At 59.3% G+C, this 26,336-nt stretch carries 18 protein-coding genes and 4 pseudogenes; 12 read left to right on the top strand and 10 right to left on the bottom strand.

The genetic code is table 11. The features are described from left to right. Positions 1–199: 199 nt before the first annotated feature. From AC4P1R_RS18680 to glgX, 3 genes are read right to left on the bottom strand one after another with little or no spacing between them, the layout of a single operon-like run. Positions 200–625 carry a CBS domain-containing protein gene (locus AC4P1R_RS18680; protein WP_225193036.1) on the bottom strand — a complete coding sequence of 142 codons (426 nt, stop codon included), beginning with the start codon at positions 623–625 and terminating at the stop codon, positions 200–202. A 20-nt stretch (positions 626–645) separates the two neighbouring features. Further along, complete coding sequence (locus tag AC4P1R_RS18685; RefSeq protein ID WP_225193035.1) at positions 646–930, bottom strand: DUF2934 domain-containing protein; 285 nt, start codon at positions 928–930, stop codon at positions 646–648. Then, positions 927–2,996, bottom strand: a complete 2,070-nt coding sequence (gene glgX / locus AC4P1R_RS18690; protein ID WP_492178475.1) for a glycogen debranching protein GlgX — start codon at positions 2,994–2,996, stop codon at positions 927–929. Before glgX ends, AC4P1R_RS18685 begins: the two co-directional genes overlap by 4 nt. Before the next feature lie 169 nt (positions 2,997–3,165). Here glgX and treZ point away from each other — a divergent pair, with 169 nt between their 5' ends. The 9 genes and pseudogenes from treZ to AC4P1R_RS18735 all read left to right on the top strand — a co-directional run bounded on the left by treZ (position 3,166) and on the right by AC4P1R_RS18735 (position 16,377). Beyond that, a complete protein-coding gene (treZ, locus tag AC4P1R_RS18695; protein ID WP_069456539.1) occupies positions 3,166–4,935 on the top strand; it encodes a malto-oligosyltrehalose trehalohydrolase in 1,770 nt (589 codons plus the stop codon). A 28-nt stretch (positions 4,936–4,963) separates the two neighbouring features. Next, the gene (locus tag AC4P1R_RS18700; protein WP_069456538.1) at positions 4,964–5,596 is read left to right on the top strand and encodes a UdgX family uracil-DNA binding protein; all 633 of its coding nucleotides are present in this window, start codon (positions 4,964–4,966) and stop codon (positions 5,594–5,596) included. 112 nt (positions 5,597–5,708) lie between these two features. After that, positions 5,709–6,524 carry an alpha/beta fold hydrolase gene (locus tag AC4P1R_RS18705; RefSeq protein WP_069456537.1) on the top strand — a complete coding sequence of 272 codons (816 nt, stop codon included), beginning with the start codon at positions 5,709–5,711 and terminating at the stop codon, positions 6,522–6,524. Positions 6,525–6,684: 160 nt separating this feature from the next. Next, positions 6,685–6,894 carry a hypothetical protein gene (locus AC4P1R_RS18710; protein WP_069456536.1) on the top strand — a complete coding sequence of 70 codons (210 nt, stop codon included), beginning with the start codon at positions 6,685–6,687 and terminating at the stop codon, positions 6,892–6,894. Between the two features lie 249 nt (positions 6,895–7,143). After that, a pseudogene (locus AC4P1R_RS18715) lies at positions 7,144–7,940 on the top strand (helix-turn-helix domain-containing protein). 618 nt (positions 7,941–8,558) lie between these two features. Then, positions 8,559–11,696, top strand: coding sequence for an efflux RND transporter permease subunit (locus tag AC4P1R_RS18720; RefSeq protein ID WP_069456534.1), 3,138 nt, complete (start codon positions 8,559–8,561; stop codon positions 11,694–11,696). Then, positions 11,683–12,492 carry an efflux RND transporter periplasmic adaptor subunit gene (locus AC4P1R_RS18725; protein WP_069456533.1) on the top strand — a complete coding sequence of 270 codons (810 nt, stop codon included), beginning with the start codon at positions 11,683–11,685 and terminating at the stop codon, positions 12,490–12,492. Before AC4P1R_RS18720 ends, AC4P1R_RS18725 begins: the two co-directional genes overlap by 14 nt. 15 nt (positions 12,493–12,507) lie before the next feature. After that, positions 12,508–15,654 carry an efflux RND transporter permease subunit gene (locus tag AC4P1R_RS18730; protein ID WP_069456532.1) on the top strand — a complete coding sequence of 1,049 codons (3,147 nt, stop codon included), beginning with the start codon at positions 12,508–12,510 and terminating at the stop codon, positions 15,652–15,654. A gap of 93 nt (positions 15,655–15,747) precedes the next feature. Next, positions 15,748–16,377 carry a methyltransferase family protein gene (locus AC4P1R_RS18735; RefSeq protein WP_069456531.1) on the top strand — a complete coding sequence of 210 codons (630 nt, stop codon included), beginning with the start codon at positions 15,748–15,750 and terminating at the stop codon, positions 16,375–16,377. 328 nt (positions 16,378–16,705) lie between these two features. Here AC4P1R_RS18735 and AC4P1R_RS18740 read toward each other — a convergent pair. The 5 genes and pseudogenes from AC4P1R_RS18740 to AC4P1R_RS18760 all read right to left on the bottom strand — a co-directional run. Then, positions 16,706–16,982 (bottom strand): annotated as a pseudogene (locus AC4P1R_RS18740) (UPF0149 family protein); the annotation flags it as partial. Between the two features lie 180 nt (positions 16,983–17,162). Further along, the gene (locus tag AC4P1R_RS18745) at positions 17,163–17,459 is read right to left on the bottom strand and encodes a type II toxin-antitoxin system RelE/ParE family toxin (RefSeq protein ID WP_069456530.1); all 297 of its coding nucleotides are present in this window, start codon (positions 17,457–17,459) and stop codon (positions 17,163–17,165) included. After that, complete coding sequence (locus tag AC4P1R_RS18750) at positions 17,456–17,704, bottom strand: CopG family ribbon-helix-helix protein (protein ID WP_069456529.1); 249 nt, start codon at positions 17,702–17,704, stop codon at positions 17,456–17,458. Before AC4P1R_RS18750 ends, AC4P1R_RS18745 begins: the two co-directional genes overlap by 4 nt. A 421-nt stretch (positions 17,705–18,125) precedes the next feature. Next, on the bottom strand, positions 18,126–19,499 hold the full coding sequence (locus AC4P1R_RS18755) for an ISNCY family transposase (RefSeq protein ID WP_492178479.1): 1,374 nt from the start codon (positions 19,497–19,499) through the stop codon (positions 18,126–18,128). A 294-nt stretch (positions 19,500–19,793) separates the two neighbouring features. Further along, positions 19,794–20,759, bottom strand: a pseudogene (locus AC4P1R_RS18760) (ISNCY family transposase); the annotation flags it as partial. A 121-nt stretch (positions 20,760–20,880) separates the two neighbouring features. On the opposite strand from AC4P1R_RS18760, the gene AC4P1R_RS18765 reads away from it, so the two are divergent. Further along, the gene (locus tag AC4P1R_RS18765) at positions 20,881–21,912 is read left to right on the top strand and encodes an IS110 family RNA-guided transposase (protein WP_069457495.1); all 1,032 of its coding nucleotides are present in this window, start codon (positions 20,881–20,883) and stop codon (positions 21,910–21,912) included. Positions 21,913–22,210: 298 nt separating this feature from the next. On the opposite strand, the pseudogene AC4P1R_RS18770 reads toward AC4P1R_RS18765, so the two are convergent. Continuing rightward, a pseudogene (locus tag AC4P1R_RS18770) lies at positions 22,211–22,705 on the bottom strand (helix-turn-helix domain-containing protein); the annotation flags it as partial. Between the two features lie 187 nt (positions 22,706–22,892). Then, entirely contained in the window at positions 22,893–23,894 is a 1,002-nt protein-coding gene (locus AC4P1R_RS18775) for an IS30 family transposase (RefSeq protein ID WP_069456380.1), read from the bottom strand. A gap of 342 nt (positions 23,895–24,236) precedes the next feature. Here AC4P1R_RS18775 and mctS point away from each other — a divergent pair, with 342 nt between their 5' ends. Together mctS and mctR are read left to right on the top strand one after the other, a co-directional pair. Next, entirely contained in the window at positions 24,237–25,616 is a 1,380-nt protein-coding gene (gene mctS / locus AC4P1R_RS18780) for a two-component system sensor histidine kinase MctS (RefSeq protein ID WP_151613594.1), read from the top strand. Continuing rightward, a complete protein-coding gene (gene mctR, locus AC4P1R_RS18785; protein WP_151613595.1) occupies positions 25,613–26,245 on the top strand; it encodes a two-component system response regulator MctR in 633 nt (210 codons plus the stop codon). The genes mctS and mctR overlap by 4 nt, the downstream gene beginning before the upstream one ends. Positions 26,246–26,336: the final 91 nt, after the last annotated feature.

Consider the following 26,336-nt stretch of genomic DNA (forward strand, 5'->3'; position numbering starts at 1 on the left):
TGCGCCTGAGCTTACGTCGCATCATCGCTTCGGCCTCCTTTTGCGGTTGCGATTTGGTCCAATTAGCCCAACGTGCCGACAAGCAGATAGGTTCCCCTCGCCGTCGAATTTTCGAGGGGTTGCGTACGTTCTCATGCGGATCCGCTCGATAACGGCGGCTGAACCGCCGCCAGCCGCCGCTTGCCCCAGCCTTACCGGATCATTGATTGTGAGCGCCTCCCGGCTCTGTCACGCCTTGAAGGCCAACACCCGCGACCGAGGGATCCGACCGGGCAGCGTCGGCGAGCGACACGACCCCGACCAGGCGCTTCGCCCTGTTGACCACCGGCAGCCGGCGAATCTGCTGATCGCCCATATTGTGGGCGACATCCGATAGCTCCTCATCGTCGAAGCAATATTTGACGTCGGTGGTCATGACGTCGGAAACGCGCGTGTTGGCGTCGCGGCCATCGGCCACGCAGCGAACCACGATATCGCGATCCGTTATCATTCCGACCAGCCGATCATGGTCGCCAACCGGTAGGAAGCCGATATCATTATCGGCCATGTGCCGAGCAACTGCCGCAACCGTATCGTCGGGGTTTACCACATGGACATTCTTCGTCATGACGTCTGCAACGCGCATGATTGATACTCCTTACTGATTCAGGCCTTGTTGGCATCCGGGGTTCGTTCGGTTCCAAGGGAGGCGGGGGCTGCCGGCGCATTCAGCGCGCCGGTGGTGCCTTCCGTCTCTTCCATCGGATCTGGCCCGTTGCCGCGGGCCATCTCGCGGCTGGCCTGCTCCCAGTGTCGCTTGTCCTGACCGTCCGGGCGGCCTTCCTTTTCCCAAATTGCATAGGCCCGCCGTCGGATGAGTTCTTCTCTTTCATCCATCACCGCTCTCCCGTTAAAGAATGGACGCGGATTGCCAACGACTGAGCCTTTCATTTGTTCCGCTGCGCGTGGCTCGTGGGAGCAGCAATGAAGACGACGACGCTCTGTTCCGGTATCAGTTCGCTATCGTCGGCGGGACGGACTTCGAAGCTTGCCTCCACGCTGTCCAGGATGTGCCGCCATTGCCAGCCGTCCCGAGATCGGGGTAGAGAGAAGCGGCAATCGGCTCCTGAGTTGAGCATGATGATGAGATCGCCCTCCGCGCTATCGCCGGCGTGCAGGTGCACACCGATTGCCTGCTGCTCCATTCGATGCCAGTCCTCATGCGTCATTTGCTGGCCGTCGGGACGAAGCCACGTGACCAGCTCCGAATCCAGGAAACCATCCTCTCGAAGGAGGGGGTGATCGAGCCGAAAGGCGATGAGCCCCTTGCAAAAGCAAAGGAAATCCTCATCGTTTGCGCCCCAGTCGACCCAGCCGATTTCGTTGTCCTGGCAGTAGCTGTTATTGTTGCCGCCCTGGCTGTTGCCGAGTTCGTCTCCGCCGAGCATCATGGGCACCCCGCGACTCAGCATCAGGGTAGCCAAAATGGCCCTGCGCCGGCGCGCGCGTGCTGCAAGCACATCAGCATCGCCGGTTTGGCCTTCCACGCCGAGATTATCCGAGCAGTTGTCCGCGTGCCCGTCGCGATTTTCCTCGCCATTTGCCTCGTTGTGCCGCTCGCTGAAGGAGACCGTGTCGGCGAGCGTCAAACCATCATGGGCGCTGACCAGATTGATCGATGAGGTCGCCACACGGCCGGAATGATTGAATTCCGTGGGAGAGCCCACAAGGCGCTGTGCGAGGCACGGAACCTGCCCGGGATCGCGCCTCCAATAGCGCCTCACGTCGTCGCGAAAGCGGTCGTTCCATTCGCGAAATGGCGGAGGAAAGCCGCCGAGTTGATATCCGTCGTCGCCAATGTCCCAAGGCTCGGCGATCAGCTTGACGCCGGCGAGCACGGGATCCTGGCGAATAGCGTCGAAGAAGCCGCCCTCGCGGTCGAATTCGATCTGCTCTCTTCCGAGCGCACTCGCGAGATCGAAACGGAAGCCGTCGACATGCATCGCGGTGACCCAGTAGCGCAGGCTGTCCAGCACCATGCGAAGCACCATGGGATGCGCGACATTGAGCGTGTTGCCGGTGCCGGTCATGTCATATGTGTGCCTGCCGTCGGGCGATTGGCGATAGTAGCTCAGGTTATCGAAGCCGCGAAAGCTGAGCGTCGGCCCCAGTTCGGAACCTTCACCTGTATGGTTGTAGACCACGTCCATGACGACTTCGATGCCGGCGGCATGGAAGGCCTTCACCATGGATTTGAATTCCTGAATGCTGCCATTCGACAAATAGCGGCGAGCCGGAGCAAAATAGCCCAGCGGCTGGTATCCCCAGTAGTTGCGCAATCCTCGTTCAATCAGGTGGCGATCGTCGAGGAAATACTGCACCGGCAAGAGTTCGACCACGGTCACGCCAAGCTTCGTGAGATGTTCCATGATCGCGGGGTGCGCCATTGCGCGGAATGTGCCCCGTTCCTGCTCCGGTATGCCCGGACACGTCATCGTCAGTCCCCGGATATGCGCCTCGTAGATCACGGTGTCCGTCCAGGGGCGCCGAATGGCCTGCTCGCCCTCCCAGTCGAATTCCGGATCCTGCACGACCGCCTTCACCATAAAGGGAGCACTGTCGCGTTCATCGAAGCTGAGATCCGCCTCCGCATGGCCGACACGATAGCCAAAGAGAACATCGTCCCATCTCAGTTCTCCGAATATCTGCTTGGCATAGGGATCGAGCAGGAGTTTGTTGGGATTGAAGCGATGACCATTTCCCGGATCGTAGGGGCCGTAAACACGATAGCCGTAGAGCGTGCCGGGTCCGATCCCCTCGATGAAGCCGGACCAGACATCCCCTTCGCGGCTGGGCAGCGGAAGGCGGGCGATTTCCGTTTCGCCGTCGCTGGAGAAGAGGCAGAGCTCGACCTTTTCGGCATGTGCCGAGAAGACTGCGAAATGCGTGCCATCGCCTATGTACTCGGCTCCAAGCTCCGGTTTGAGGAAATCCAGCTTCGAGAAGGAGAGATTCATAGGCGTTTTTCACCCTTTGGCTTTCAGTCGAGCACGATCGGTGGCCGAGAATACGGCAGCGTGCCAACGCGCTGCGAAGCAAGTTTGTTCCTGCGGCCGCGCATGCGCAACGGTTGTCGGGAACTTTGCGCCAGCGGCCGGGTTCTAAGCTCGCATGGGCCATCGAAAAATGCTGACACGCGAAGCAAGAACATGGGGGTCGAGGCTTATCGAGCCCGGCAAGGCCGAATTCCGCATCTGGGCACCGGATCAGGGACGCATGGCTGTCGTCGTCGGCGATCGGACGACCGATATGGTCGCGGAGCAGGACGGCTGGTTCTCGGCAGTGGCGGCAGCCGATGCCGGCAGCCTGTACCAATTCGCCCTTTCTGACGGAACGCGAGTAAGCGATCCTGCGTCCCAGGCTCAGGCCCATGGAGTCGAGGGGCCGTCAGTACTGGTCGATCAGGATCGATATCGCTGGAAATATCGCGAATGGGGCGGGCGCCCCTGGAACGAAGCCGTCATTTACGAGCTGCATGTCGGCACCTTCACCGAGGAAGGAACGTTCCGGGCCGCCAGCGCGCGCATTGGAGATTTGGCGCGCGTGGGCATCACGGCACTGGAAATCATGCCCGTGGCCCAGTTTCCCGGCCGCCGCGGGTGGGGCTATGACGGCGTGCTTCATTTCGCACCACACAATGCCTATGGCACGCCCGACGATCTGAAGGCCCTGATCGACGCGGCCCATGGACATGGAATGATGGCCATTCTGGATGTCGTCTACAACCACTTCGGCCCGGCAGGCAATGCGCTGGCGCGCTATGCATCACGCTTCTTCAACAGCAGACGAGAGACCCCCTGGGGTGTGGCGATCGAATTCGACCAGCCCGCCGTAAGGCGGTATTTCATCGAAAATGCCCTCTATTGGCTTCAGGACTTCCGTTTCGACGGTCTGCGCCTCGACGCGGTAGATCAAATCAAGGACACGCAGGAGCCCTCGTTTCTTCAGGAGCTCGCCCGAACGGTGCGCCGGGCCATACCCGATCGTCACATTCATCCAACGGTCGAGGACGACGAGCGGCGGCCGGAGCTTGTTGCCTATTCGGGCGATGGAGAGCCTTTGCGCTTTTCGGCGAGCTGGAACGACGACTTCCATCACGCGGCCCACGTCATTGCGACCGGGGAGACCAGCGGCCACTACCAGCCTTACGAGCACGCCCCTCGGACGATCCTGAAAGAAATTCTCGCCACGGGCTTTTGGTCGCGTTCGGTTGGCGGAAATCGAAACGTCGGGCAAACCACGCCGTTGTCCCGGGTCGCATTTCTGCAGAACCACGATCAAATCGGGAACAGGGCGCTCGGCGAGCGGTTGCGAACGCTGGTCCCGCCGGACCTTCTCGACGTGCTGATGTCCCTCCTTATACTCTCGCCACAAATCCCACTGTTGTTTATGGGAGATGACTACGGCGAAACCCGGCCCTTTCATTTTTTTGCCGACTATGAAGGCGAGATCGCCGATGCGATCCGGAGAAACCGACCGGAAGAAGCGGTGCGTTTTGGCGGGAACCCGGAAGACGCGAAGCACATCCCCGACGCCTTGGACCCGCGGACCTTCGCGGCTTCCAAATTGAACTGGACCCGGGCCGGGAGCGGGGAAGGGGAGCGCGAACGCAGCAAGCTCAGCAAGCTCATAGCCCTCAGGATGCGCCACATCGTTCCGATCCTCGCTCCGCCGAAACGGGTCGTCGTTCACCCGTCACCCGAAGGGCTGATCGCAATCGACTGGCATTTCAGCCGGGCGACGCTTCAATTGAGAGCCAATGTCTCAAAGGAGCAGCAGGCTTTTCCCGGTGTTGAGGGGGACGTCATCTGGACTATCGGCCGTCCGGCCGAGACGCCGGTGCTCATGGCTCCCGGAATTCTCGTTGCGGTGGCGGAGAAGGCAGGCGAGCGGTGAGGAGGCTGGACACGAGCGGAGCAGGAAAATGAAGCTTGGCCCAGCTCTTGTCGGCGACCATGCACACGGCGCGTCGCTCGACGCCATCGGCCGGCAGGCCGAGGGCTGCCGGCGCTGCGATCTCTACAAGTACGCCAAGCAGCTCGTCTTCGGTGAAGGACCTCGCGACGCCAGGCTTATTCTGGTCGGCGAACAGCCGGGCGACCGCGAGGACATCGAGGGCCGGCCTTTCGTCGGGCCGGCGGGCAATCTGCTCGCCCGGTGCCTGGAAGAGGCCGGCATCGAACGGACGGAGTGCTACGTCACCAACGCGGTCAAGCATTTCAAGTACGAGCAGCGAGGCAAGCGCCGAATTCACTCGAAGCCGAATGCCGGCGAGATCCAGAGCTGCGCCTGGTGGCTCGGGGCGGAAATCGAGAAAATCCAGCCGGAAGTCATTGTCGCGCTTGGCGCAACAGCAGCAAGAACGCTGCTTGGCAGCTCGGTTAAAGTCATACGAGACCGCGGCAGGGCGTTCCACGCCGGACAGGAATTCGATGTCGTGGTGACGATTCACCCCTCCTATCTGTTGCGCATTCGCGAACGCGACACGGCACGACGTGAACGCGAGCACTTCATCGAAGACCTTAAAACAGCAGCATCACTTCGATCGCAACATTGAGCGCCCCCTGGCGACGTGACAGGATTGCGCTCGAGAGTTCAACGAAAACGCGACCCGCGGTCGGCAGGGCCACGGCCGCCACGAACTCATGTGGACAGAGGGAGAATGTTGGATGCCGTGGAATCTCGATGAGACCGTGCAAACATCTGCAGGCACAGTGGCGGCAGGCCGCGCCGGAAACGGACCTCCGCTCGTGCTAGCTCATGGGTGGCCATGGTCCTCCTTCTCATGGCACCGGATCATTCCGGAGCTTTCCGAGCGATTTTGCGTCCATTGGTATGACATGCCCGGATACGGACGATCCGACAAGGACGCGGAGCAGCGCACCTCCCTTGACGTGCAAGGGAGGATATTCGCCGAGATGCTGGCTCACTGGGGCCTCGATCGCCCGAGAGTCATTGCCCATGACATGGGCGGAGCGACGACCCTGCGCGCCCATCTGCTGCATGGCTGCAATTTCGAGCGGTATGTTCTGATGAATGTCGTCGCGATGCGCCCCTGGGGCTCGGAGTTCTTCGCTCACGTCGGACGCCACGTGGATGCCTTCATGGGGCTGCCGCCCCATATCCACAGAGCCGTCGTCGAGGCCTACATCAAAGGGGCGATCATCAACGACATCGATTCCGCCGACGTCGAGATGCTCGTCAAACCCTGGATATCCGAGGAGGGGCGGGCGAGCTTCTACCGCCAGTTCGCACAGGCCGACGAGAGGTATACCGCCGAGGTCGAACCATCATTCGCCGAGATTCGCTGTCCGGTGCAGATAATCTGGGGCGAGGAGGACCCCTGGATCCCGATCGACAGGGGCAGAGCGCTTCACGCGCTGATCCCGCACGCCTCTTTCGAAGCACTTCCGGGCATCGGCCATTTGCCCCAGCTCGAACAGCCGGATCTTGTACTCGGACGATTGCGTTCATTTCTGCGGTAAACTCTGCTGCATGTCTTCGTCCTTAAACCGAGGTTAGTTTCAAGGAAATAGCAGTGGTGCTGTTGAAGCGATATGAAGCGAATCGAGATGTCCATTGAATCTTCCCTTAGCATATGCGTAAATTCTCAACGTCGGGGATGTCAGGAGATTTGTCACCATCATGGAAGCGGTTACGCTTGTACTGACCGTCTGCCTGCTGTCGGCCCCCGAAAGGTGTCAAGAGGAGATTCTGCGGCTCGAAGACACGGGCTCAGTGACGCAATGCATGTTCCGGTCCGTCATGTACATCGCTGCATGGTCCGAGCAGCACCCGGCATTGCGGGTAAAGAAATGGCATTGCAAGCTGCCAGATATCGGCCGAACCATCTGACGCCCGAATACTGTCGCGGGAGTGGAAATGTCCTCGGCGCAAAGCAGAATCTCGCCTCAGGCTATGCACTGCATGGCACACGGACCCGATCTGAGCCGCTGAGGTGGGTTGCGAGGACAGATCGGAGAGAGGCTGCATCCTCTGCGGTGCGCCTGTATTCATGTCGTATACCAAGCCTCAATAATCCCGACTCTCGGGATTCCCAAAAACCGACGAATCTGAATCGACGGCGCAATCAGGAGGTTTGCGATGGGTTCGGCGATTTCGTTGCGATCGGACTTTGATGGGAACCGGCTGCGACTACTGGCCCGGCAGACAAAAGATGCCAGCCAGGCGCGGCGTTTGTTGGCGCTTGCATCGATTTATGATGGTGGCTGTCGTGCGATGCTGCTCGGCCCGGCAGCGTCACTGTGCAGATCGTGCGTGACTGGGTGGTGCGGTTCAACGCGCGCGGTCCCGACGGTTTGATCAACGGCAAGGCTCCAGGCAAGCCGTCGCTGTTGAACGATGATCAACGCGCGGCCCTTGGCGCAAGCCATCGAGCGCGACCCCACACCCTATCTCGATGGCGTCGTGCGCTGGCATCTGTGCGATCTGTCCCGATTGCTTTGGGAGGAATTCCGTGTCTCGGTGAGCGAGCGGACCTTGGGCCGCGAAGCGCGCTCGATGGGCTACCGTAAACTCTCGGCTCGGCCGAGGCATCTTGGTGCGACACTCATGCCATGAACCAGCATCTGATCGAGATATCGCGAAACGTCGCCGGCGGTGCGCACGCCATCCTGATCATGGACCAGGCAGGATGGCATATGTCCAACAAACTGATGGTTCCCGAGAACATCACCATTCTGGCCGTGCGGCCGAAGTCGCCCGAACTCAATCCCGTCGAGAATATTTGGCAGTTCATGTGCGAAAACTGGCTCTCAAACCGCGTCTTCAAATCCTACGAGGACATCGTCGACCACTGCTGTGACGCATGGCGAACACTGCAGGACCGACCCTGGAAGATCATGTCCATCGGTCGCAGGCAGTGGCTCCATGGGTTCTGATCAATGAGCGTTGGTATTAAGAGCCGTCTAGCTACTTTTGGTTATTTTAAAAAAATCTTATGTAATATAAAATCCATTTTCAGAGAAAACCTTGAATACTGGCATTTTTCTGGCCGTCATTACGCTCCCAGTGCCAAAGGTTTGCGCCAAATTGGCCAACATAAACATAGCGGCGCCCTTGTCTGAGCAGCTTCGAGTTTTGCTCGCGATTGCATGGTAAACTTGTAAATCCGCCATCTCATATTCGCTCTTAGAGATAAAACGTTTTGCAGCAGTAGCATATGCGGATTGTAACGCGCGTAACGTCCGCAGCAAGTCGATATACAGTCGTAAAACTTCGGCGGCCTTTGTGCAGCCACAAGGAGTTTGAGATGAAAGCAGAAGATTTCAGCACTAATGGATGCCGGGATAGCCCGACGGGCATGAGCTTTGTCTGCCTAAAGACCGGCACATGAATAGTTGGAGCATCGCGATATCCCGCTAGTGGGAGCAAACCTCAAGGGCCAGCAAGTGAGCTTCGAGATTGGCCACCCAGCCGGCTACCGCCCCATTGTCGTATGATCGCGAGACATACTCACGAGTAAAGGCTCGTGAGTAGCTTTGCCCCGGAGATACGCCATGTTGAGCAAGATCATCGGCCTGAGCCTGCAGTTTCGCTATCTGGTTCTTCTTTGCGCGGCCTTTTTCGTGTTCTCGGGGATATCGCAACTTCGGTCCAAATCCGTCGATCTCCTCCCTGAGTTCGGACCGCTGGAAGTCGAGGTACAAACCGAAGCACTCGGCCTGGCGGCCGCCGAGGTCGAAGCACTCATCACGAACCCCTTGGAAGAAATACTGACCGGCATTCCATGGCTTGAGTCAATGAACTCCAATTCGATCACCGGCCTTTCCTCGGTGGTGCTCGTCTTCAACCCTGGCACCGACATGATGAATGCACGCCAGATGGTGCAGGAGCGCCTTCTGCAGGCGAGCGCGCTTCCGAAGGTCTCGAAACCTCCCACCATGCTGCAACCCGTGTCGTCACTGAACCGGACCATGCAGGTCGGCCTGTCTTCGGGGAGCCAATCTCTGATCGAGCTCTCAATTCTGGCGCGCTGGAAGATCAAACCCCGCCTGATGAGCGTGCCGGGCGTCGCGAATGTTTCCATCTGGGGGCAGCGAGAGCGCCAGCTACAGGTTCAGGTCGATCCGGGTAAGCTCAGGGAAAAAGGTGTTCGGTTGGATGATATCATAAAGGCGGCCGGTGATGCGTTGTGGGTTTCGCCGCTGACCTTCCTGCGTGCTTCCACCCCCGGAAATGGCGGCTTCATCGATACTCCCAGCCAGCGCTACGACATCCGGCACGTTCTTCCGATTTCCTCTTCCGAGCAACTTGGCCGCATATCATTTCCAGTCGCCGATGGCTCCACATTGCTCCTGAGCGACGTTTCAACCGTGGTCGAGGGGCACCAACCGATGATCGGCGACGGCATCGTCAACGACGCGCCGGGCATTTTGTTGATGGTCGAAAAGCTGCCCGGGGCGAACACGCAGCGGGTGACGGATGGCATTGAAAAGGCGCTCGAAGCCTTGAAGCCTGGCTTGGCGGGGGTGGAGATCACCTCCGACGTCTTCCGGCCGGCTACATTTATCCAGACGTCTATCGCCAATCTCTCCCGAGCTGTCATCGCCGGCGGCTTTTTGGCAATCCTGGGTTTCACCCTGCTGCTTAGGAATTGGCGCGCGGCGATCATAGCACTCGTCGCGATTCCGCTCTCACTGCTTGTCGCCTGGATAAGTTTCGTCTTGGCCGGAGTAACGATCAACGCGCTGATCCTGGCGGGGCTCGGGGCCGCTCTCGCCCCGGTCGTGGACGATGCGGTCGCCGACGCCGGCAATATCAAGCGCAGGCTTAGCGAGGAGCGCGATGCGGAGCCGGCTACGACCAAGATCTTCGCGGCCGCGCTCGAAGTCAGGCGACCACTCCTGCACGCCACGGCAATCGCGACGCTAGCCATCCTACCTTTCCTCTTCCGGGATACCGCGGGCGGATTGCTTCAGCCACTCTTCCTGGCGATCCTGGTAGCGCTGCTGGCATCGATGATCGTAGCCCAAACCGTCACTCCGGCACTGAGCCTGCTTATGTCGACGGGATCGCAACAAGCGCGCGAGCCGGCGTTCCCTGGAATCCTCGGACCTTATGAAAGGCTTTTGTCGAAAGCTGTCGCCTCGCCATGGGGAGCGGCTACGGCTGTCGGGTTGCTTGTGCTCCTGGGCCTGCTTACGCTTCCCTTCCTTCACTCCTCTCTGCTTCCTGCATTCAAGGATCGGGACCTCTCGGTCAGCTGGACCATGCCGCACGAAACATCCCACCCGAAAATGAGCCAGATACTGCGCGAGGCGTCCAAAGAGGTGAGGAGTATAGCTGGTGTTCGTTCAGTCGGTGCAATAATGGGGCGCGCGATACAGTCGGACACCGTCGCGGGGATCAATTCCGGCGAACTATGGGTGAGTATCACACCTGATGCCGACTATGACGACACGCTCGCCGCCGTCATGCGGGCATTGGAAAAATATCCGGGGATCCGTAGCGAGCCGATGTCGTTCGCGACCCGACGGGTTCGGGAATTGACGGATGAACGCGGCGAAGCTGTGGTCGTCCAGATCTACGGCCCCGCCTGGGACGTTCTGCAGAACGTGGCAGAGGAGGTCCGGCAAGCCCTTTCTGATGTGCCCGGCGTCGTAACCCCACAAATCCGTACTCGTGAACACGAACCAAGCATCGAAATCGAAGCCAATCTCGCTGCGGCAGAACGTTACGGTCTGAAGCCGGGGGACGTTCGCCGAGCGGCGGCCACACTGATGGGCGGTATCGAGGTCGGCAGCCTCTACGAAGGGCAGAAGATCTTCGAAGTAGTGGTCTGGGGTGCGCCCGAGATGCGGCGTGACCCGACCCAGATCAGTGAAATATTGATCGACAGTCCAAGTGGACAAAAGGCTCGCCTGGGCGATGTCGCCGACGTCCGTCTCACCTCGAACCCCGCGGTCATCAACCGGGGCGGCGCCTCGCGGCACGTTGATGTGGTTGCGGGTATAGGCGACCGCGATCCCAGCGCGGTGCTGGCCGATGTCGGGAAGACGCTGCAAGGCATTGCGTTCCCGCTCGAGTATCATCCTGAAGTGATTGGAGAAGACGCTGAGCAGCAGACTGCCATCGTCTGGCACGCCAGCTTCGGCATTGCCGCGGCAGTAGGAATTTTCCTTCTTCTGCAGGCTTCGCTCGGAAGCTGGCGCCTTGCCGCGCTGGTCTATCTCCTTCTCCCGGTCTCATTGACGGGCAGCGCTCTGGCAATGCTGGTTGGTGGCGGCGCCGTCACGATCGGATCTCTGGCTGGCCTGTTCGCGGTGCTCGTCATCACGACGCGCAGCGCAATCGTTCTCGTCCATCGCTTTCAGCGCATCGAGGAGAGGGAGCACTGGCCCCTCTGGCCGGACATCATTCTGAAGGTCGCTGGATCCCACGGTGCGCACGTCGTGACCACCGCCACCGTCACAACACTTGCACTTCTTCCCCTTCTTATCTGGGGTCCGGCGCCGGGCCTGGAAATCATTCATCCTATGGCTGCGGCGATAGCCGGTGGTCTTGTGACGTCGACCATCGTCGTCCTGTTCGCTCTACCTGCCTTTTACTCGACTTTGCTCTTCCGGCCGAGGCCCGAAGCAGTGATCGAGCCGGAAGTCCGAGCGGAGGGGAGTATCCAACATGCTGCAGAGTAGTCATTGGATTAGCTTTGCGCTCATCGTTGCGGTCCTGCCGTTTCTTGGCGGCCAAGTGGCAGCTGGTTCCCTTGGAAAGGACGAGCCTGCCCATGTCGAACCGGTACCAGGATCAAAGTTCAATCGTGTTACCTTGAAACGAAGTGCTGTCGAGCGACTGGGGATTGAGACCGTTGCAGTTCGCCAGATGTTGGCCGTACGGAAACGGCAGGTCGCTGCGATTGTGATGAATGCAAGCGACCTGGAGAAGATCGGTGTTGCGGCGAGAGTGTCGCAACCGGCGGCCGGCCTCTCGCCCGCTGCTCGAGACGTGCCCGCCACCTATGTCGGAATGGCCTGGTTGCGCGTACTGCCGATCAGCGATGCCCCTAAGGTAGCGCAGGACCAACTTGCACTCGTCATGCCCCTGGTCAAGGGTAGCGGGTTCCGCCCCTTACCGGCACGCTTCGTATTCCCGTCAAGCCCCGACAGTACCAGCGAGGGTGGCGGATCGCTTTACTATGTCGTGGATGATGCGGGCATGGCCTTGCTTCCTCAGACGCGTGTTCTGATCGAATTGCCGTATATGGCGGTGTCTAGAGAAGCCATCCCGTTCAGCGCGGTCTTCTTCGACGAACACGGCCAGGCATGGGTCTATACTACGCCGGAGCCGCTGAAATTCATGCGGCATCCCATTCTAGTGGATTACGTCAGCAAGGATCTCGCCTTCCTGTCCGAGGGACCTCCAGTGGGTACTGAGGTAGTAACGACCGGAGCGTCCATGTTGTACGGCATCGAGTTCGGGGTCGGCCATTAGCCGGGGGGCCAAGCGATGATGCGCTGGATCATTGAAGGAAGTCTCAAAATCCGCTTTTTCCTGGTTTTTGCCGCTGCCATGCTGGTCTTCTTTGGGGTGGGCCAGCTTAGGGGGATGCGAACGGACGTGTTTCCCGAATTCGCGCCGCCTCTCGTGGAGATTCAGACCGAGGCGCTCGGACTTTCAGCCGAGGAGGTAGAATCCCTGGTCACACTCCCACTGGAACTGTCCTTTGCGGGCACGCCCGGGTTGGAGACCATGCGCTCGAAGTCGGTTCCCGGATTGTCATCCGTGGTTCTCATCTTCAAGCGCGGGACCGACCTGTTTTCAGCGCGGCAGTTGGTGCAGGAGAGACTCGCAGCCGCAAAACCCTTGCTCCCCAACGTGGCGCGACCGCCTTTCATCATTCAGCCCTTGTCGGCAACAAGCCGGGTCATGAAGATCGGCCTCTCGTCAAGCGAGATGTCCCTCGTCGATCTCTCGGAAGTCTACCGCTGGACGATCCGTCCGAGGCTGATGAGGGTGCCAGGTGTCGCGAATGTGGCAGCCTGGGGCGTGCGGAAACGCCAATTGCAAGTGCAAGTGGACCCGGAGCGGCTAAGAGCCTTTGGCATTACGCTCGACCAGGTGTTGGAGACAACGGGGGATGCGCTCGATGTCGGTTTGCTCCCGCACAAGCGGCAATCGAAGACACAGACCGGTGGACTGATCGACGCCGGCGACCAGCGGCTGAACGTGCGACATGTTTTGCCGGTGGTGTCCCCGGAGAATCTGTCTCGCGTGGCGTTTCCTGCTGTCGCCGATTCGTCTTTGCGTCTTGGCGACATAGCCGACGTGGTGCAAGGCCATCCCCCGATGATCGGCGACGGCATCGTCAATGACGGCCCGGGCCTTCTGCTGATCGTTGAAAAATTTCCTTGGGCGAACACCCTGGACGTCACCGAGGGAGTTGATCAGGCACTAGAACTTCTCGGGCCCGGCCTGCCAGGGATCGCAATTGATCCCACGATTTTCCGTCCGGCAACATTTATAGAGATGTCTCTCGACAATCTTACGAAGGCTCTGATTGTCGGCAGCATTCTCGTCGTTCTGGTCCTCGTCGCATTTCTCTACCAATGGCGAGCAGCCGTGATCAGTCTCGTTGCAATTCCGCTGTCATTGGTGGCCGCGGGCCTTGTTCTCGACGTCATGGGGGCAACAATCAACACAATGATACTCGCGGGTTTCGCGATCGCCCTGGGAGCGGTTGTCGACGACGCCATCATCGACGTAGAGAACATTGTAAGACGTTTGCGCGAAAATCGTCGCCTCCGAAATCCGAAGCCGATCGCGACCGTCGTACTCGAAGCATCGCTGGAGATCCGTCGGGCCATCGTCTACGCGACGCTGATCATCATTCTCGCAGTGTTGCCGGTCTTCTTTCTCGATGGCCTGTCGGGGGCTTTCTTCAAGCCCCTGGCTTTAGCCTATACGCTGGCCCTTTTTGCCTCGATGCTGGTCGCGCTTACCGTTACGCCTGCTCTAAGCCTGATATTGTATGCGCGGGCTCCATTGGACGAGACCCCCCCCGCATTCTTGCGTACGCTACAAGGGGGCTACAGTAGGCTCCTCTCCTCAATCATACGCGCCCCGCGCGCGGTCTTCGTTATCACCGGGACAGTTACGGCCATCGGCTTCGCGGTTCTGCCCCTTCTCGGTAACGCGCTCCTCCCTGATTTCAAAGAACGCGATTTCCTGATGCACTGGGTGACGAAGCCAGGCACGTCCTATCCGGAGATGAACCGGATCACCATCAAGGCCAGTGCCGAACTGCGGAACATTCCCGGCGTCCGCAACTTCGGGGCGCATGTCGGCCGCGCCGTGGCATCGGATGAAGTCGTCGGCATCAATTTCACGGAGAATTGGGTCAGCGTTGCGCCTGAAGCTGACTACGACAAGACACTCGCAGCCATTCAAGAGGTGGTCGACGGTTATCCCGGTCTGTACCGTGACGTACAAACATATTTGAAAGAGCGAATCCGCGAGGTTCTGACCGGCGCGAGCGAGGCGCTCGTTGTCCGCATCTACGGACCCGAACTGAACGTGCTGCGTGCGAAGGCAGCAGATGTCAAGAAAGCTCTCGGCGATGTTGCCGGCCTTGTTGCCTTGCACACGGAACTGCAGGAGGATATCCCCCATATTACGATACAGCTCGATCTCGCCGCCGCGAAATCATACGGGATAAAGCCGGGAGATGTCCGCCGGGCGGCCGCGACCATTCTGGCTGGCATCGAGGTGAGCGATATTTATCGCGGACCGAACCTTTACGACGTTGTGGTGTGGGGAATTCCGGAGGCACGGCACGATGTCGGCAGCATCCGAGATCTCTTGATCGACACACCGACTGGCGGCCACGTGCGGCTGGCTGATATCGCGGAGGTGAAAGTCGCCCCGACGCCGAACGTAATCAAGCACGAAAGGGTCTCACGACGCATAGACGTCTCTGCGAATGTGAAGGGACGTGACCTTGGCTCAGTCGTGTCAGATGTGAAAGAGCGGCTAGCGCGGGTGGAATTCCCTCCGGAGTATCATCCGGAGCTCGTCGGGGAATACGCAGAACGGGAAGCTGCCGAGAGGAACATGATGCTTTTCTCGGTCGGTGCGGCGACAGGAATATTCTTCCTTCTGCAAGCCTCTTTCGCAAGCTGGCGGCTTGCGCTGCTCGCATATCTCCTACTGCCGGCTGCCCTCGTCGGTGGTTTGCTGGCAGCATACGCCGGCGACGGCGTCATCTCGCTTGGGTCGCTTGTCGGATTTTTGACGGTACTCGGCATCGCTGCACGCAATGGCGTTCTGCTCGTGGACCATTTTCAGCATCTCGAGCAGTACGAAGGAGAGAGTTTCGGACCAGGGCTCGTTCTGCGCGGGGCCTCTGAACGGCTTTCGCCGATCCTGATGACTGTCCTGACAACCGGGCTGGCGATCATTCCGCTGGTTTATCTTGGGCAGGTACCGGGGAACGAAATCGAACATCCAATGGCAGTGGTGATCATCGGAGGACTCGTCACATCGACCCTCCTCAATCTGTTCGTTCTGCCGTCCCTGTATCTGCACTATGGATCAGGAATTCGCAGGACTTCGGCTGGACCGAATACGGCGGGAGTGGAGGCAGCCGGCGCGTGAGCCGGGCGTTCAGAAGAGATTTACCTCTGCCACCTCGATATCATCCCTGACTCTGCCCGGGCAATGCAGGCGGATGTCGTATCTGGAGTGGCGATGGAACTCTCTTCTTCCGGCAGGCACCCGCCGATTGATCAAAGGCCGCGCCTTCGAATTATTCGCTTGTGCGTTGTTCTGGGCATCGCTGGCCTGCTGGTGACCCGGCCCGCGTGGAACGAAGCATCAGCGGTCCACGAGTTGATCGAACTCATTGGTTTCGGGCTTGTGCTGCTGTGTATTATTGGACGACTTTGGAGCATTCTCTATATCGGCGGCCGCAAGAATGTGGAACTGGTGGTAAGCGGTCCTTACTCGATCACCAGGAATCCGCTTTATCTCTTCTCTACAATCGGTGCGGCCGGAGTCGGCTTGATGTTCGGGTCTCTTGTCGCCGCCTCGCTGTTCGGTGTGACGACTTACATCTTACTCTTCAAGACCGCTCGACGGGAGGAGTGCTTCTTGCGGGGCAGGTTTGGGCCAGCCTATCAGTCTTATGAAAAGCGAACTCCGCTATTCTGGCCAAATCCGATCCTATACCTTGGGGCTCGCCAGGAAGTAATTTCGCCGAAGGCCGTCCGGCGGACGTTCAGAGAAGCATGCCTGCTTCTGCTTTTCTTTCCGCTGATAGAAACATCCGAATATTTACAGACCGAAGGGCTCCTTCCAGCGGTTCTCTGTGTCTATTGATGTTTACCGACGTAGTGACATCAACACACGCTTCACAGCCACCAGAAATCGTGCCGTATGCATGTCATGCATGAGTCATGTAACTAAAGTCGAACGGCTGCTCTGGCGCAACCTTTCTCAATCTTTATCAATATGAAGCAAATATGGGCTGTTCGCTGAACGAACCTGGTGAACGCGCCTGCCGCCGCCGAGCGATGACCGCGGGATCGTTCATGAAATCCGTCCGCTTGCCCGGCTTGCGGCCCCGCAGTTTGTAGCCAATCTTCTGTGAGCGCGACGAGCTGCCCACGGCTTTAGTCTGTTGACGGACGAGGAGCCGTCCGTTGTTTCAGAACTTCTGCTTTGCGCGCTTTGGCATGAAGTAGCTTCGGATGTTGACGAGCGCTTCGCCGACTGCAGCAGCATCCTCGTGGGTGGCGGGCCCCTTAGTATCGCTGAATTTGCGGATTGGCGCGATGATATCGCCGGTGACGGCATGGCCGCGAATGACGGGCCTCCACAGCTTTGGGGGCGAATCCGGTTCCTATCAGAAAGCAGACGTCCCAGTCCATGGCATCGAAAGTTAGATCATCGATCCTGGTGAACCTGGGACGGTCAGGCTGCGGCCGCGAATCCGCTCGATCAGTTCAAGACGTTGCAATTCTTTCTGCGACATGGTGATCAAACAAAACATGACGACTCCGAACGCTCATGGTCTCAACCACGCTTCCGTCGCCAGTCTTCCTTCCAAACCTTGACGTTTACACGGCAACTGATCGAAGCAGGAGGGTGATCGCGACGGCCGCTTAGTCCAACTTAAGTGGCCATCGCTGAGCCCCATGAAGAACGGTCAAGATTTCGACGACGTCGGGCCTCACCCGGTAGGCGACAATATAGGGAATATCCGCAAAGACGTACTCGCGGGTACCCTTAATACGTCCGACACGTCCCATGGCCGGCTGCTTCGCTAGACTGTCTACGGCCGAAACGATGCGTGCGACGACGCGGGCGGCAGCCTCGGGATCGTCCTTCGCGATATAGCTACCGATTTGGTCGAGCCTTCGGACAGCTCTGCGAGTCCAGCGTAATGCGTGGCTGCTCATGCTTGGCGAGCGGCCTTTACGTACTTTGCCACCACACTGGCCAATTCGTTCGCGCTGGCAAACTCGCCGCGATCGGCCTCATCTATCCCAGCTTGGATCTCGGCCAACTGCCATTCCTCTCTTGCGACATAGTCCTCAATAGCCTGGGCGGCTAAATTGGCACGAGAGCGATCAGAAAGCGCGGCTATCCTGTCAAGCTTTTCAGCAATTTCGTCTTGCACGCGCACAGTGAAAGCAGCGGTCATTATCTTAACCTCATTGGTTCACGGTTAATATTGGCGAACCATCTTGGTTCGTCAAGGGTAAGGACAACGCGGCAGTCGTCTACATAGTGATCAAACAGGACATAACGGCTCCGACCGCTCATGGTCTCAACCAAGCGAAGGTCGCCATGCTTGCTCCCAACGTTGACGTTGGCCAGCGCGTCGAGAGGCGGGACTGTCGCATCTCTAGCTGGGCCAACTGTTGGCTACACGACATGACATGACATGTCATGTGGCGGCCAGGTTGAAATGTCCGCCGTCGCGCAAAGTCAAAATGTCACGTCAGGCTGCCACACGGCACGCCGACCAGCCCCGATCTGACCGGCTGGGCCGGGTTGCAAGGTGAGATCGGGGCGGGTGAGGGGCACCCATCGGCTTTAGCTTTGACAGCCAGATCCGCCGATCATTCCGCCGCATCAAGTTTAGAAAGCGCCTGCTGCCGTCGGGCGATGACAGTGGGAACGTTCATGAAATCAGTCCGACGTCCCGGCTTGCGGCCACGCGGTTTGTAACCGATCCTCTCGCTGTTGGTCTTCACGGCCGGCTTCGTCTGCTGCTCCTGACGTTCCTTGATGTAGGCCAGCACATCGGAAAGCCGCTTGTTCTCGGTGATCGCCGCATGCGTCACCCGCTGGTCCTTGTCGAACACCCGGTAGGGCAGGGAATGCCCTTTCCAGCGCACATCAAGGTGGCCATCGGCATAGGCATAGGTCTCGACATAGCGACCAGCCAAACCGCGCGTCACCTCGGTCTCCTCAAGCATGATCCGCTGGCGCTCGAACGAAAACGTCAGCTGCGATCCGACATAGCGCTGCTCGCGCTTGCACAGGATCTCTTTGAGCCGATCCGGCGCCAGATTTATCGGCCGGTGAAGGTCATCGGACCGCGCAGGGGCGACCGAAAACCGCGCATTGTAGTGCTCCATGAAGCCCGGCAGAAACGCATTGCCCGCCTCCATGTCGTCGATACCCGCCAGTCTCAATTCCTTCACCAGCCGATCCTGCAGCGTCCGGTTCATCCGCTCGACGCGGCCCTTCGCCTGACTCGAATTCGCGCAAAGAATCTCGATGTTTAGCTCTGAAAGTGCACGCCCGAACTGGGTCATGCCCTGGCCGCCCTTGGCGTCCTTCTTCGCCACCCGGAACACCGAATGCTTGTCGGAATAGAAGGCGACCGGAGCACCATGCGCCGTCAGATAGAGCGCCAGCGCCTCGAAATACGTAAATGCGCTTTCCGAGCGCACGAACCGCAACTGCATCAACTTGCCGGTCGCATCATCGACAAAGACCAGCAGCGAGCACGGATCACCGCGATCTTCGAACCAGCGATGCTCGGATCCATCGATCTGCACCAATTCGCCATAGGCCTCGCGCCGCAAGCGCGGTTGATGAAACGTCCGGCGCTGCTGGCGCGACAGCCACAGGCCGGCCGCCGACATCCATTTGCGCAAGGTCTCGCGCGACACCGTCAGGCCATCAAGCTCCGCAAGCTTCTCGGCCGCCAGCGTCGGACCGAAATCCGCATAGCGCTCGCGCACGATCGCCACGGCATAGTCGCGCACGCCGTCGCTGATCCGGTTGTTCGACGGGCGACCGATCGCCCTGTGCCGGATCGATGCCGCACCCTCCGTCCGGATCCGCTCCAACAGCCGGCGCACCTGACGCGTGCTCAAGCCCAGGACATGCGCCGCCGACACCAGCGTCATGCGGCCGTCGGTCACCTTCGACAAAACCTCGATCCGCTGCAGATCGCGTTCGCTCATCGCAATCAATCCCATCCGCAATCTCCCACGTCATTAAAACGCGGGGAGAGTGACATTCTTACTTTGCAGAAACAGGACACTTTAACTTTGCGGCTACATGTCATGTCACAGCTATTTAAAGATGAGACAACGTAGTCAACTTAGAAATGCGACATCATCCTATCCTTTACTACTGCGTTTGCAAGTTGCTATATTTACAAAGTACGTAGACGCAAGCCGCCGGCCGGGTGGAGCTGGTCAGGGTTGCGCAGCCCGGACGGCGGCGGATGGCTCCAGCTGCAAGATAAACCTTTAGACTTGACACCCCGATCACTCCGCCGCTTTCAGCTGCGCAAGGGCTTGCTGGCGCTTGGCGATGACCACCGGATCCTTGGTAAAATCCGTCTTGCGGCCAGGCTTTGTGCCGCGCTTTTGGTAGCCATTGCTCTGACTGCCGTCGCGAATGCCGAACATATGGTCCGTCTGGCCGGTGCGGCGCGGCCCGCCCTTGCTGCGCTGTTGCTCTCGTCCGGCCTGCATCTCGGCCACCACCGCCAGCATGTCATCAAGGCGCTTGTTCTCGACCACCTCGCAGCGGTGCACCGAGCGCAGCGTGTCGAAGGTTCTATAGGGCAGGGACGTCCCCTCATGGGTGATCTCGAGGCGGCCGTCGGGATAATCGCAGACAATGAGCTTCTGGCCGGCGAGCGCCGTGGCGAAATCCGTCGGATCAAGGAGGAACATCACCTTGTCATAGCGCAGCGTCAGCGACTGCGACAGCTTGCGGATCTCCTTGCGGCACATGGCGCCATCGAGGTTCTCATGCGCGGCAAACGGCCGATGCATGTCCTTCGGATTGCGCGGCGCCTTGCCAAAGCGACGATTGAAGTCGGCCATGAACTCCGGCGCGTAGGCATTGGCCGCCGCGATCGTGTCGATGCCGCGCAGCCGCAGTTCCTTGACGAGGCGATCCTGCAGCGTCTGGTTGGCGCGCTCGACGCGGCCCTTGGCCTGCGGGGTGTTGGCGCAGATGATGTCGATGTTGAGCTCATAAAGGGCCCGCCCGAACTGCGTCAGGCCACTGGTCCTGTCCTTCTTGGAAGCATGGGTGGTGCGGAAGATGCCATGCTTGTCGCTGTAGAAGGCGATCGGCTTGCCCCATTGCTGCAAGTAGGCCTTCGTCGCGTGCAGATAGTCGAAGGTGTTCTCTGAAGTCGCAAAGCGTAAGTGCAAGAGCTTGCCGGTGGCATCGTCGATATAGACGAGCAGGGCGCATTTGGGACCGCGGTTCTCGAACATGGAGTAATCGCGGCGCGACCGTCTCTGGTTTTTGGGCTGGTGAGGGTGGTTGCCCCCGATAGGATGGAAAAACGGGCTCTCGATTGGAACCGGGCCCAAACATCGGATGGAGGCAACCTTGAACCAATATATTGGCCTTGATGTTTCATTGAAAGATACCGCAATTTCGATCCGGGAGGACGGGAAACGGATCTGGCGGGGGAAATGTCCTTCGGATCCCAATCTTCTCGCGCAGATGATTCGCAAAAAAGCTCCGCGCGTGCAGCGCGTCGTATTCGAAACGGGACCGCTGTCGACGTGGTTCTATCACGCGCTGACGAGCGAGGGGTTGCCGGCGGTCTGCATTGAAGCGCGGCACGCGCAAAAGGTATTGAACGAAACGCTCAACAAAACCGATGCCAACGATGCCGATGGTTTAGCTCAACTCGCTGAAGCAGGCTTTTACAAAGCGGTTCGCGTCAAGTCGTTTGGCGCTATGATGACCCGCACATTGGTGGCTGCCCGCGAACAACTCCTGTACATCTCAACGCAACTTGGCAATCAAATCCGCGGCCTGATGAAGACCTTCGGTCTGATCATCCCGAAAGGGAAGGGTCGGGTGTTTGATGGCGATGTACGGAAGCTCTTAGATGGTAACAACGAGCTTGCGAAGATTATCTTGCCTCTTTTGGAGGCGTGGCACGATATCCGCAAGCGCGCAGCCGATCTTGGTCGCCAGTTGCTTATAGTGGCCCGTCGGAGCGAAGCCACGAAACTATTGATGACGATTCCGGGAATCGGCGCGGTCACAGCGGTGTCCTACGTTACGGCAATTGAAAATCCAGAAAACTTTCGAACGTCGCGCTCGGTGGGCGCCTGGCTTGGGCTGACAACCCGGCGTTATCAGTCAGGCGAGGTCGACTATGACGGCCATATCTCGCGAAGGGGTGACAATCGTTTACGTGGGCTGCTTTATGAAGCAGCGACAGTGCTTCTGACGAGAACCAGTGCCAGGACGGAGAGCAGTCTCAAGCGTTGGGGACTTAAGCTGCGCGAGCGACTTGGCTTCAAACGGGCCGCCGTGGCCGTCGCCCGGAAACTCGCGGTCATCATGCACAGCATGCTCAAGACGGGAGAAGTGTTCAACGCATCGGCTGGCGCGACCATATAGGAGACGCTCAGCCTTCCTCCCTCAGCGCGCCATGTAACTTTGGGTGCTGAGCGTCCCTGCTGCGGACGTGGGCAGGATCATTCCGCTTCTGGTGGCTGCAGCTCGTTGAGACTGCGCCTCGAACATCAGGAAGATCCCACCTGCGAAAACCATTGTGCGGCGACACTTGTCGACCGCGGAGACAACCCTGCTCCCAGCACTGGATAGCTCCGGAGGACACGGCCGGTGAGGCGGATCCAGCCAATCAGTTCAGCCGGTTTGCCTGTCCCGCAAGCCGGAAAGGGTCGCTGAATGCTCAAACCAGCTTGACGGATGGACTGCGATTAGACAACCACCAATGATGCGAGCCATCGATCTGGACCAGTTCGCCGAAACATTCGCGCCGGCCGCGCGGCTGGAAGACCCGCTTCTTGCGCTCGCGTCTCGATACCCAAATGCCAGCCTCGATCATCCACTGACGCAGCGTCTCCTTGCTGACCGCTATCCGATGGCGTTCGAGCAGCTTCTCGGCCGCCAACGTTGGTCCGAAATCCACGTAATGCTCACGCACCAGGTCGAGCACCAGGTTGCGAAAATCCTCACTGTAACGCCGGTTGCTCGGACGGCCGCGCTTCTTCGAGACCAGTCCGTCGGCGCCGGCCAGGTCATAGGCCTGCAACAGCCGGTGCACCTGACTGCGGCTAAGACGAAGCAACGCGGCCGCCTCGACGACGGTCAGGCTGCGGCCGCGAACCCGCTGGATCAGTTCAAGACGATGCAATTCCTTCTGCGACATGGTGATCAAACAAGACATGACGACTCCGAACGCTCATGGTCTCAACCACGCTTCACGTCGCCAGTCTTCCTTCCAAACGTTGACGTTTGACCAGCATCCCAAGAGGCGACGACCGTCGCATCTCTAACTGGCTCATATGTCGCATCTCTAAAATGCCGTGGAGAATCTAATCCAAGTGCAACAATGCCGTGTGAAGGGTAGGGCATCAGCTACTTTCGCGCAAATGCGCCATGAAGACCTCCGCCGGTGTTCGATAACCGAGGCACTTCCTGGGCAGCGAGTTCATGTGATGGGCAAGGGCGACCAGCTGTTGCTGGCTGACGGCGGATAGGTCCGTATCGCTTGGCACAAAGCGGCGGATGCGCTTGTTGGTGTTCTCGACTGCGCCTTTCTGCCACGGTGAATTTGGATCGCAGAACCAGCTCCTGGCGCCGAGCCCATCTTCCAGAGCCTTGAAACCGCGAAACTCGGTACCGCGGTCGAAGGTGAAGCTCTGCCGGGCAAAGGCGGGCAGCGGTGAGAAGGCATCGACGATCTTGTCGATAAGCGGCCGAGAGTGGCGGCTGCCATTCTTGATCATCACCGTGTAGCGGCTCTTGCGCTCGACCAGCGAGGTGACATTGGCTTCACCGAGGTCGCGCCGGAAGATCAGGAGATCGCCCTCCCAGTGGCCGAACCGCGAGCGATCGGCAATGAAATCAGGGCGTTGGCTGATCCTGCAGTCCAACGGGATCGAGCCGTCGCGGGGTTTGCGGGAGCGGCGCGGGCGGCGCTTGCGGCGGCCTTCCGGCAGATGCTGATAGAGCTGCAGCGGATAATCTTCCTTGCCATAAATGAAGCGGTAGATCGTTTCCGTGCAGACACGCAGGGCGCTCACACCGTCGGCAAGCAGGCGGCCGGCGATCTGCTCCGGCGACCAAAGTGCCTTCAGCTGCTCAATGACCAGTTCGCGTAATTGCGGGTGGCGGCTGAGCTTGCGCAGCCGTCGCCGACGCTCCTTGGAGATGTCGTTGGCGATGCCGCCGTAGTAGCCGCTGTATTCCGGAAACTCGGCATCATGAAAGGTATTGCGCTTCAGTTCACGATAGATCGTCGATCGATGCCGACCGAGTTGGCGGGCGATGTCGCCGACAGGAACCTTGCGTTCCACGAGCTGATGCAAACGTCGGCGGTCGGAAAGGGTGAGCTGCGAATAGCAGAGCGACATCCAAAAATCTCCAAGGCGAAGCCTTTGTTTTTATTGGCATGTCGCACTTGGAAATAGAATGTACCCCGCTACATGTCAAAATCAGATAATCTATGTTATGGAACTTTACCTGACTTGCCCAAGCGGATGGCAATAATGTGTGCGCAAGGCGTTCGCGCGAAGCGGCACCTGCGGCAAGCGCACGAACGTCCGCGTTCCGCCTGAGAAAAGCCCCGAGACAGGCAAGCCCGAGTTGACTTCCACATCATCCTGTGGGCTAGCCTTTTCAAGGTTCACCGTCGGCGAGCGGAGAAAACGACCGCGCTTCCAGCGAACCGGCGAGCATGGATTGGAGGAACGCACTTGCATCTTCGTCATCAGATCGTCGCCCTGGCCATCGTCCCTCTGATCGTCGCGATCCTGACCATTACCGCCTTCATCACATTGCAGTCGACGACACTCGTTCAAAGCAGCATCGATACCTTCGAGAAAAACATGCTGAAGGCGAAGGAGAATGAGCTTCTGAACCTCACCAATCTCGCCCTCTCGGCAATCAACGAGGTCTATGGCAAGGCGGGTCCCGACGACGAGGCAGCGAAGGAAAAGGTCAAGGCGATCCTCAAGAGCCTCGACTACGGCCGGGACGGCTATTTCTTCGTCTACGACTACGACGGCAACAATCTCGTCCATCCCCGACAGGAGTTCCGTCCGGGACGCAACTGGCTCGGCCTGGTCGATCCCGATGGCGACCGCGTCATCGCCAATCTGATCGCCAAGGCCAAGGAAGGCGGCGGGCTCCATCAGTACAAATGGGAAAAGCCCTCCTCCGGCAAGCTTGCCGACAAGCTCTCCTTCGCCGCCGGCCTCGACAAATGGAACTGGATGATCGGAACGGGGGTCTATCTCGACGACGTCTTTGCGCAAACCGCAGCCGCCAAGGCGGATCTCCGCGAGAATATCCGCACGACCTTTCTGGTCGTGACGCTGATCGCCGTACCGGCCGTGCTGCTCGTCTTCGCCACCTGCATGCTGGTGACGCTGCGCGAACGGCGAATGGCGGACGGCAAGCTGAAGCAGCTGACGCAGCGCATCATCGACACGCAGGAGGAGGAACGGGCGCGGCTCGCGCGCGAACTGCACGACGGGATATCGCAGAACCTCGTCGGCGTGCGCTATGCGATCGACCTTGCGAGCCGCCAGGTCAAGAACCGTAGCGAGGACGCTTCCAGGGCGATCGACGTCGGCGTCGAGGCCTTGAACGGCGCGATCAAGGAGGTGCGACGGCTTTCGCACGAATTGCGGCCGCGGGTGCTCGACGATCTCGGCCTGACGCCGGCGCTGAAGGCGCTGAGCGAGAATTTCACCGAGCGCACCGGGATTGAGGTGGACATGGAAGCCGCGTGGCGGGACATGCTGAGGCCGGAGGCGAGCACGGCCCTTTACCGCATCGCCCAGGAAGCCCTCAACAATATCGAGCGGCATTCCGGGGCAAGCCGGGTGGAAATCAGGCTCTGGAGCGAAAAAGAGCGCGTCAGGATGACGATTGCCGACAATGGCAATGGTTTTGTGGAGGACGAACTCAAGGATGGCCGAGGCGGGCTTGGCCTGCGCAACATGCAGGAACGCATGGCGCATTTCGGCGGTCTCCTGCTCGTCAAATCAGGCCCGGAGGGGACGCGGCTGACCGCTATGCTGCCGAAATCGGCAAACCACGAGCCTGAAAGACGGCGGGAGGCAGCATGAGCAGACAGCAACCCATCAAGGTCCTCCTGATAGACAACCATCCACTGGTGCTCGACGGCCTCAAGGCGCTGCTCGAAACCTACGGCCAGGTGGAGGTGGTTGGCACCGCGGGGCTGGCGCGCGCGGGGCTCGAGATTGCCCTGCGCGCGCAGCCGGACGTCGTGCTGATGGACATCAACATGCCGCAAGTGAACGGCATCGACGCGATCGAGCTCTTCAAGCAGCAACTGCCCGGCATACGCGTGCTCATGCTTTCCATGCATGACAGCCGAGAATACATCTCGACGTCGGTTCTCAAAGGCGCCCGCGGCTATATCCTCAAGGATGTCTCGACCGAGGAGATCGTTGCGGCGATCGAGGCGGTCGCGCGCGGCGAGACCTACTTCTCCTCCGGGGTCTCGGACGTGCTGATGGAACGCAATGCCGACGACAACGCCGTGCCGCTTACCCTTCGTGAGCAGGAGGTGCTGCGTCTCTTGGCGTCCGGCCAGAGCAATCGCGATATCGCACAGACCCTCGGCATTTCGGCTGCCACGGTGGAAACGCATCGCAAGAACCTGAAAAGGAAGCTCGGCATTGCGACGACCGCCGGGCTGACGCGGTATGTCATCGAGCACGGGTTGACGTGAGCGGCCTACCCACTTCTGGGTATGTTATTGAATCTCCTCAATATTCCTCCTTGCAGCCAGGAAAGCGCGGGCATACCAATTGCCGCGACGA

It is taken from the genome of Sinorhizobium sp. Y406 (assembly GCF_058732025.1).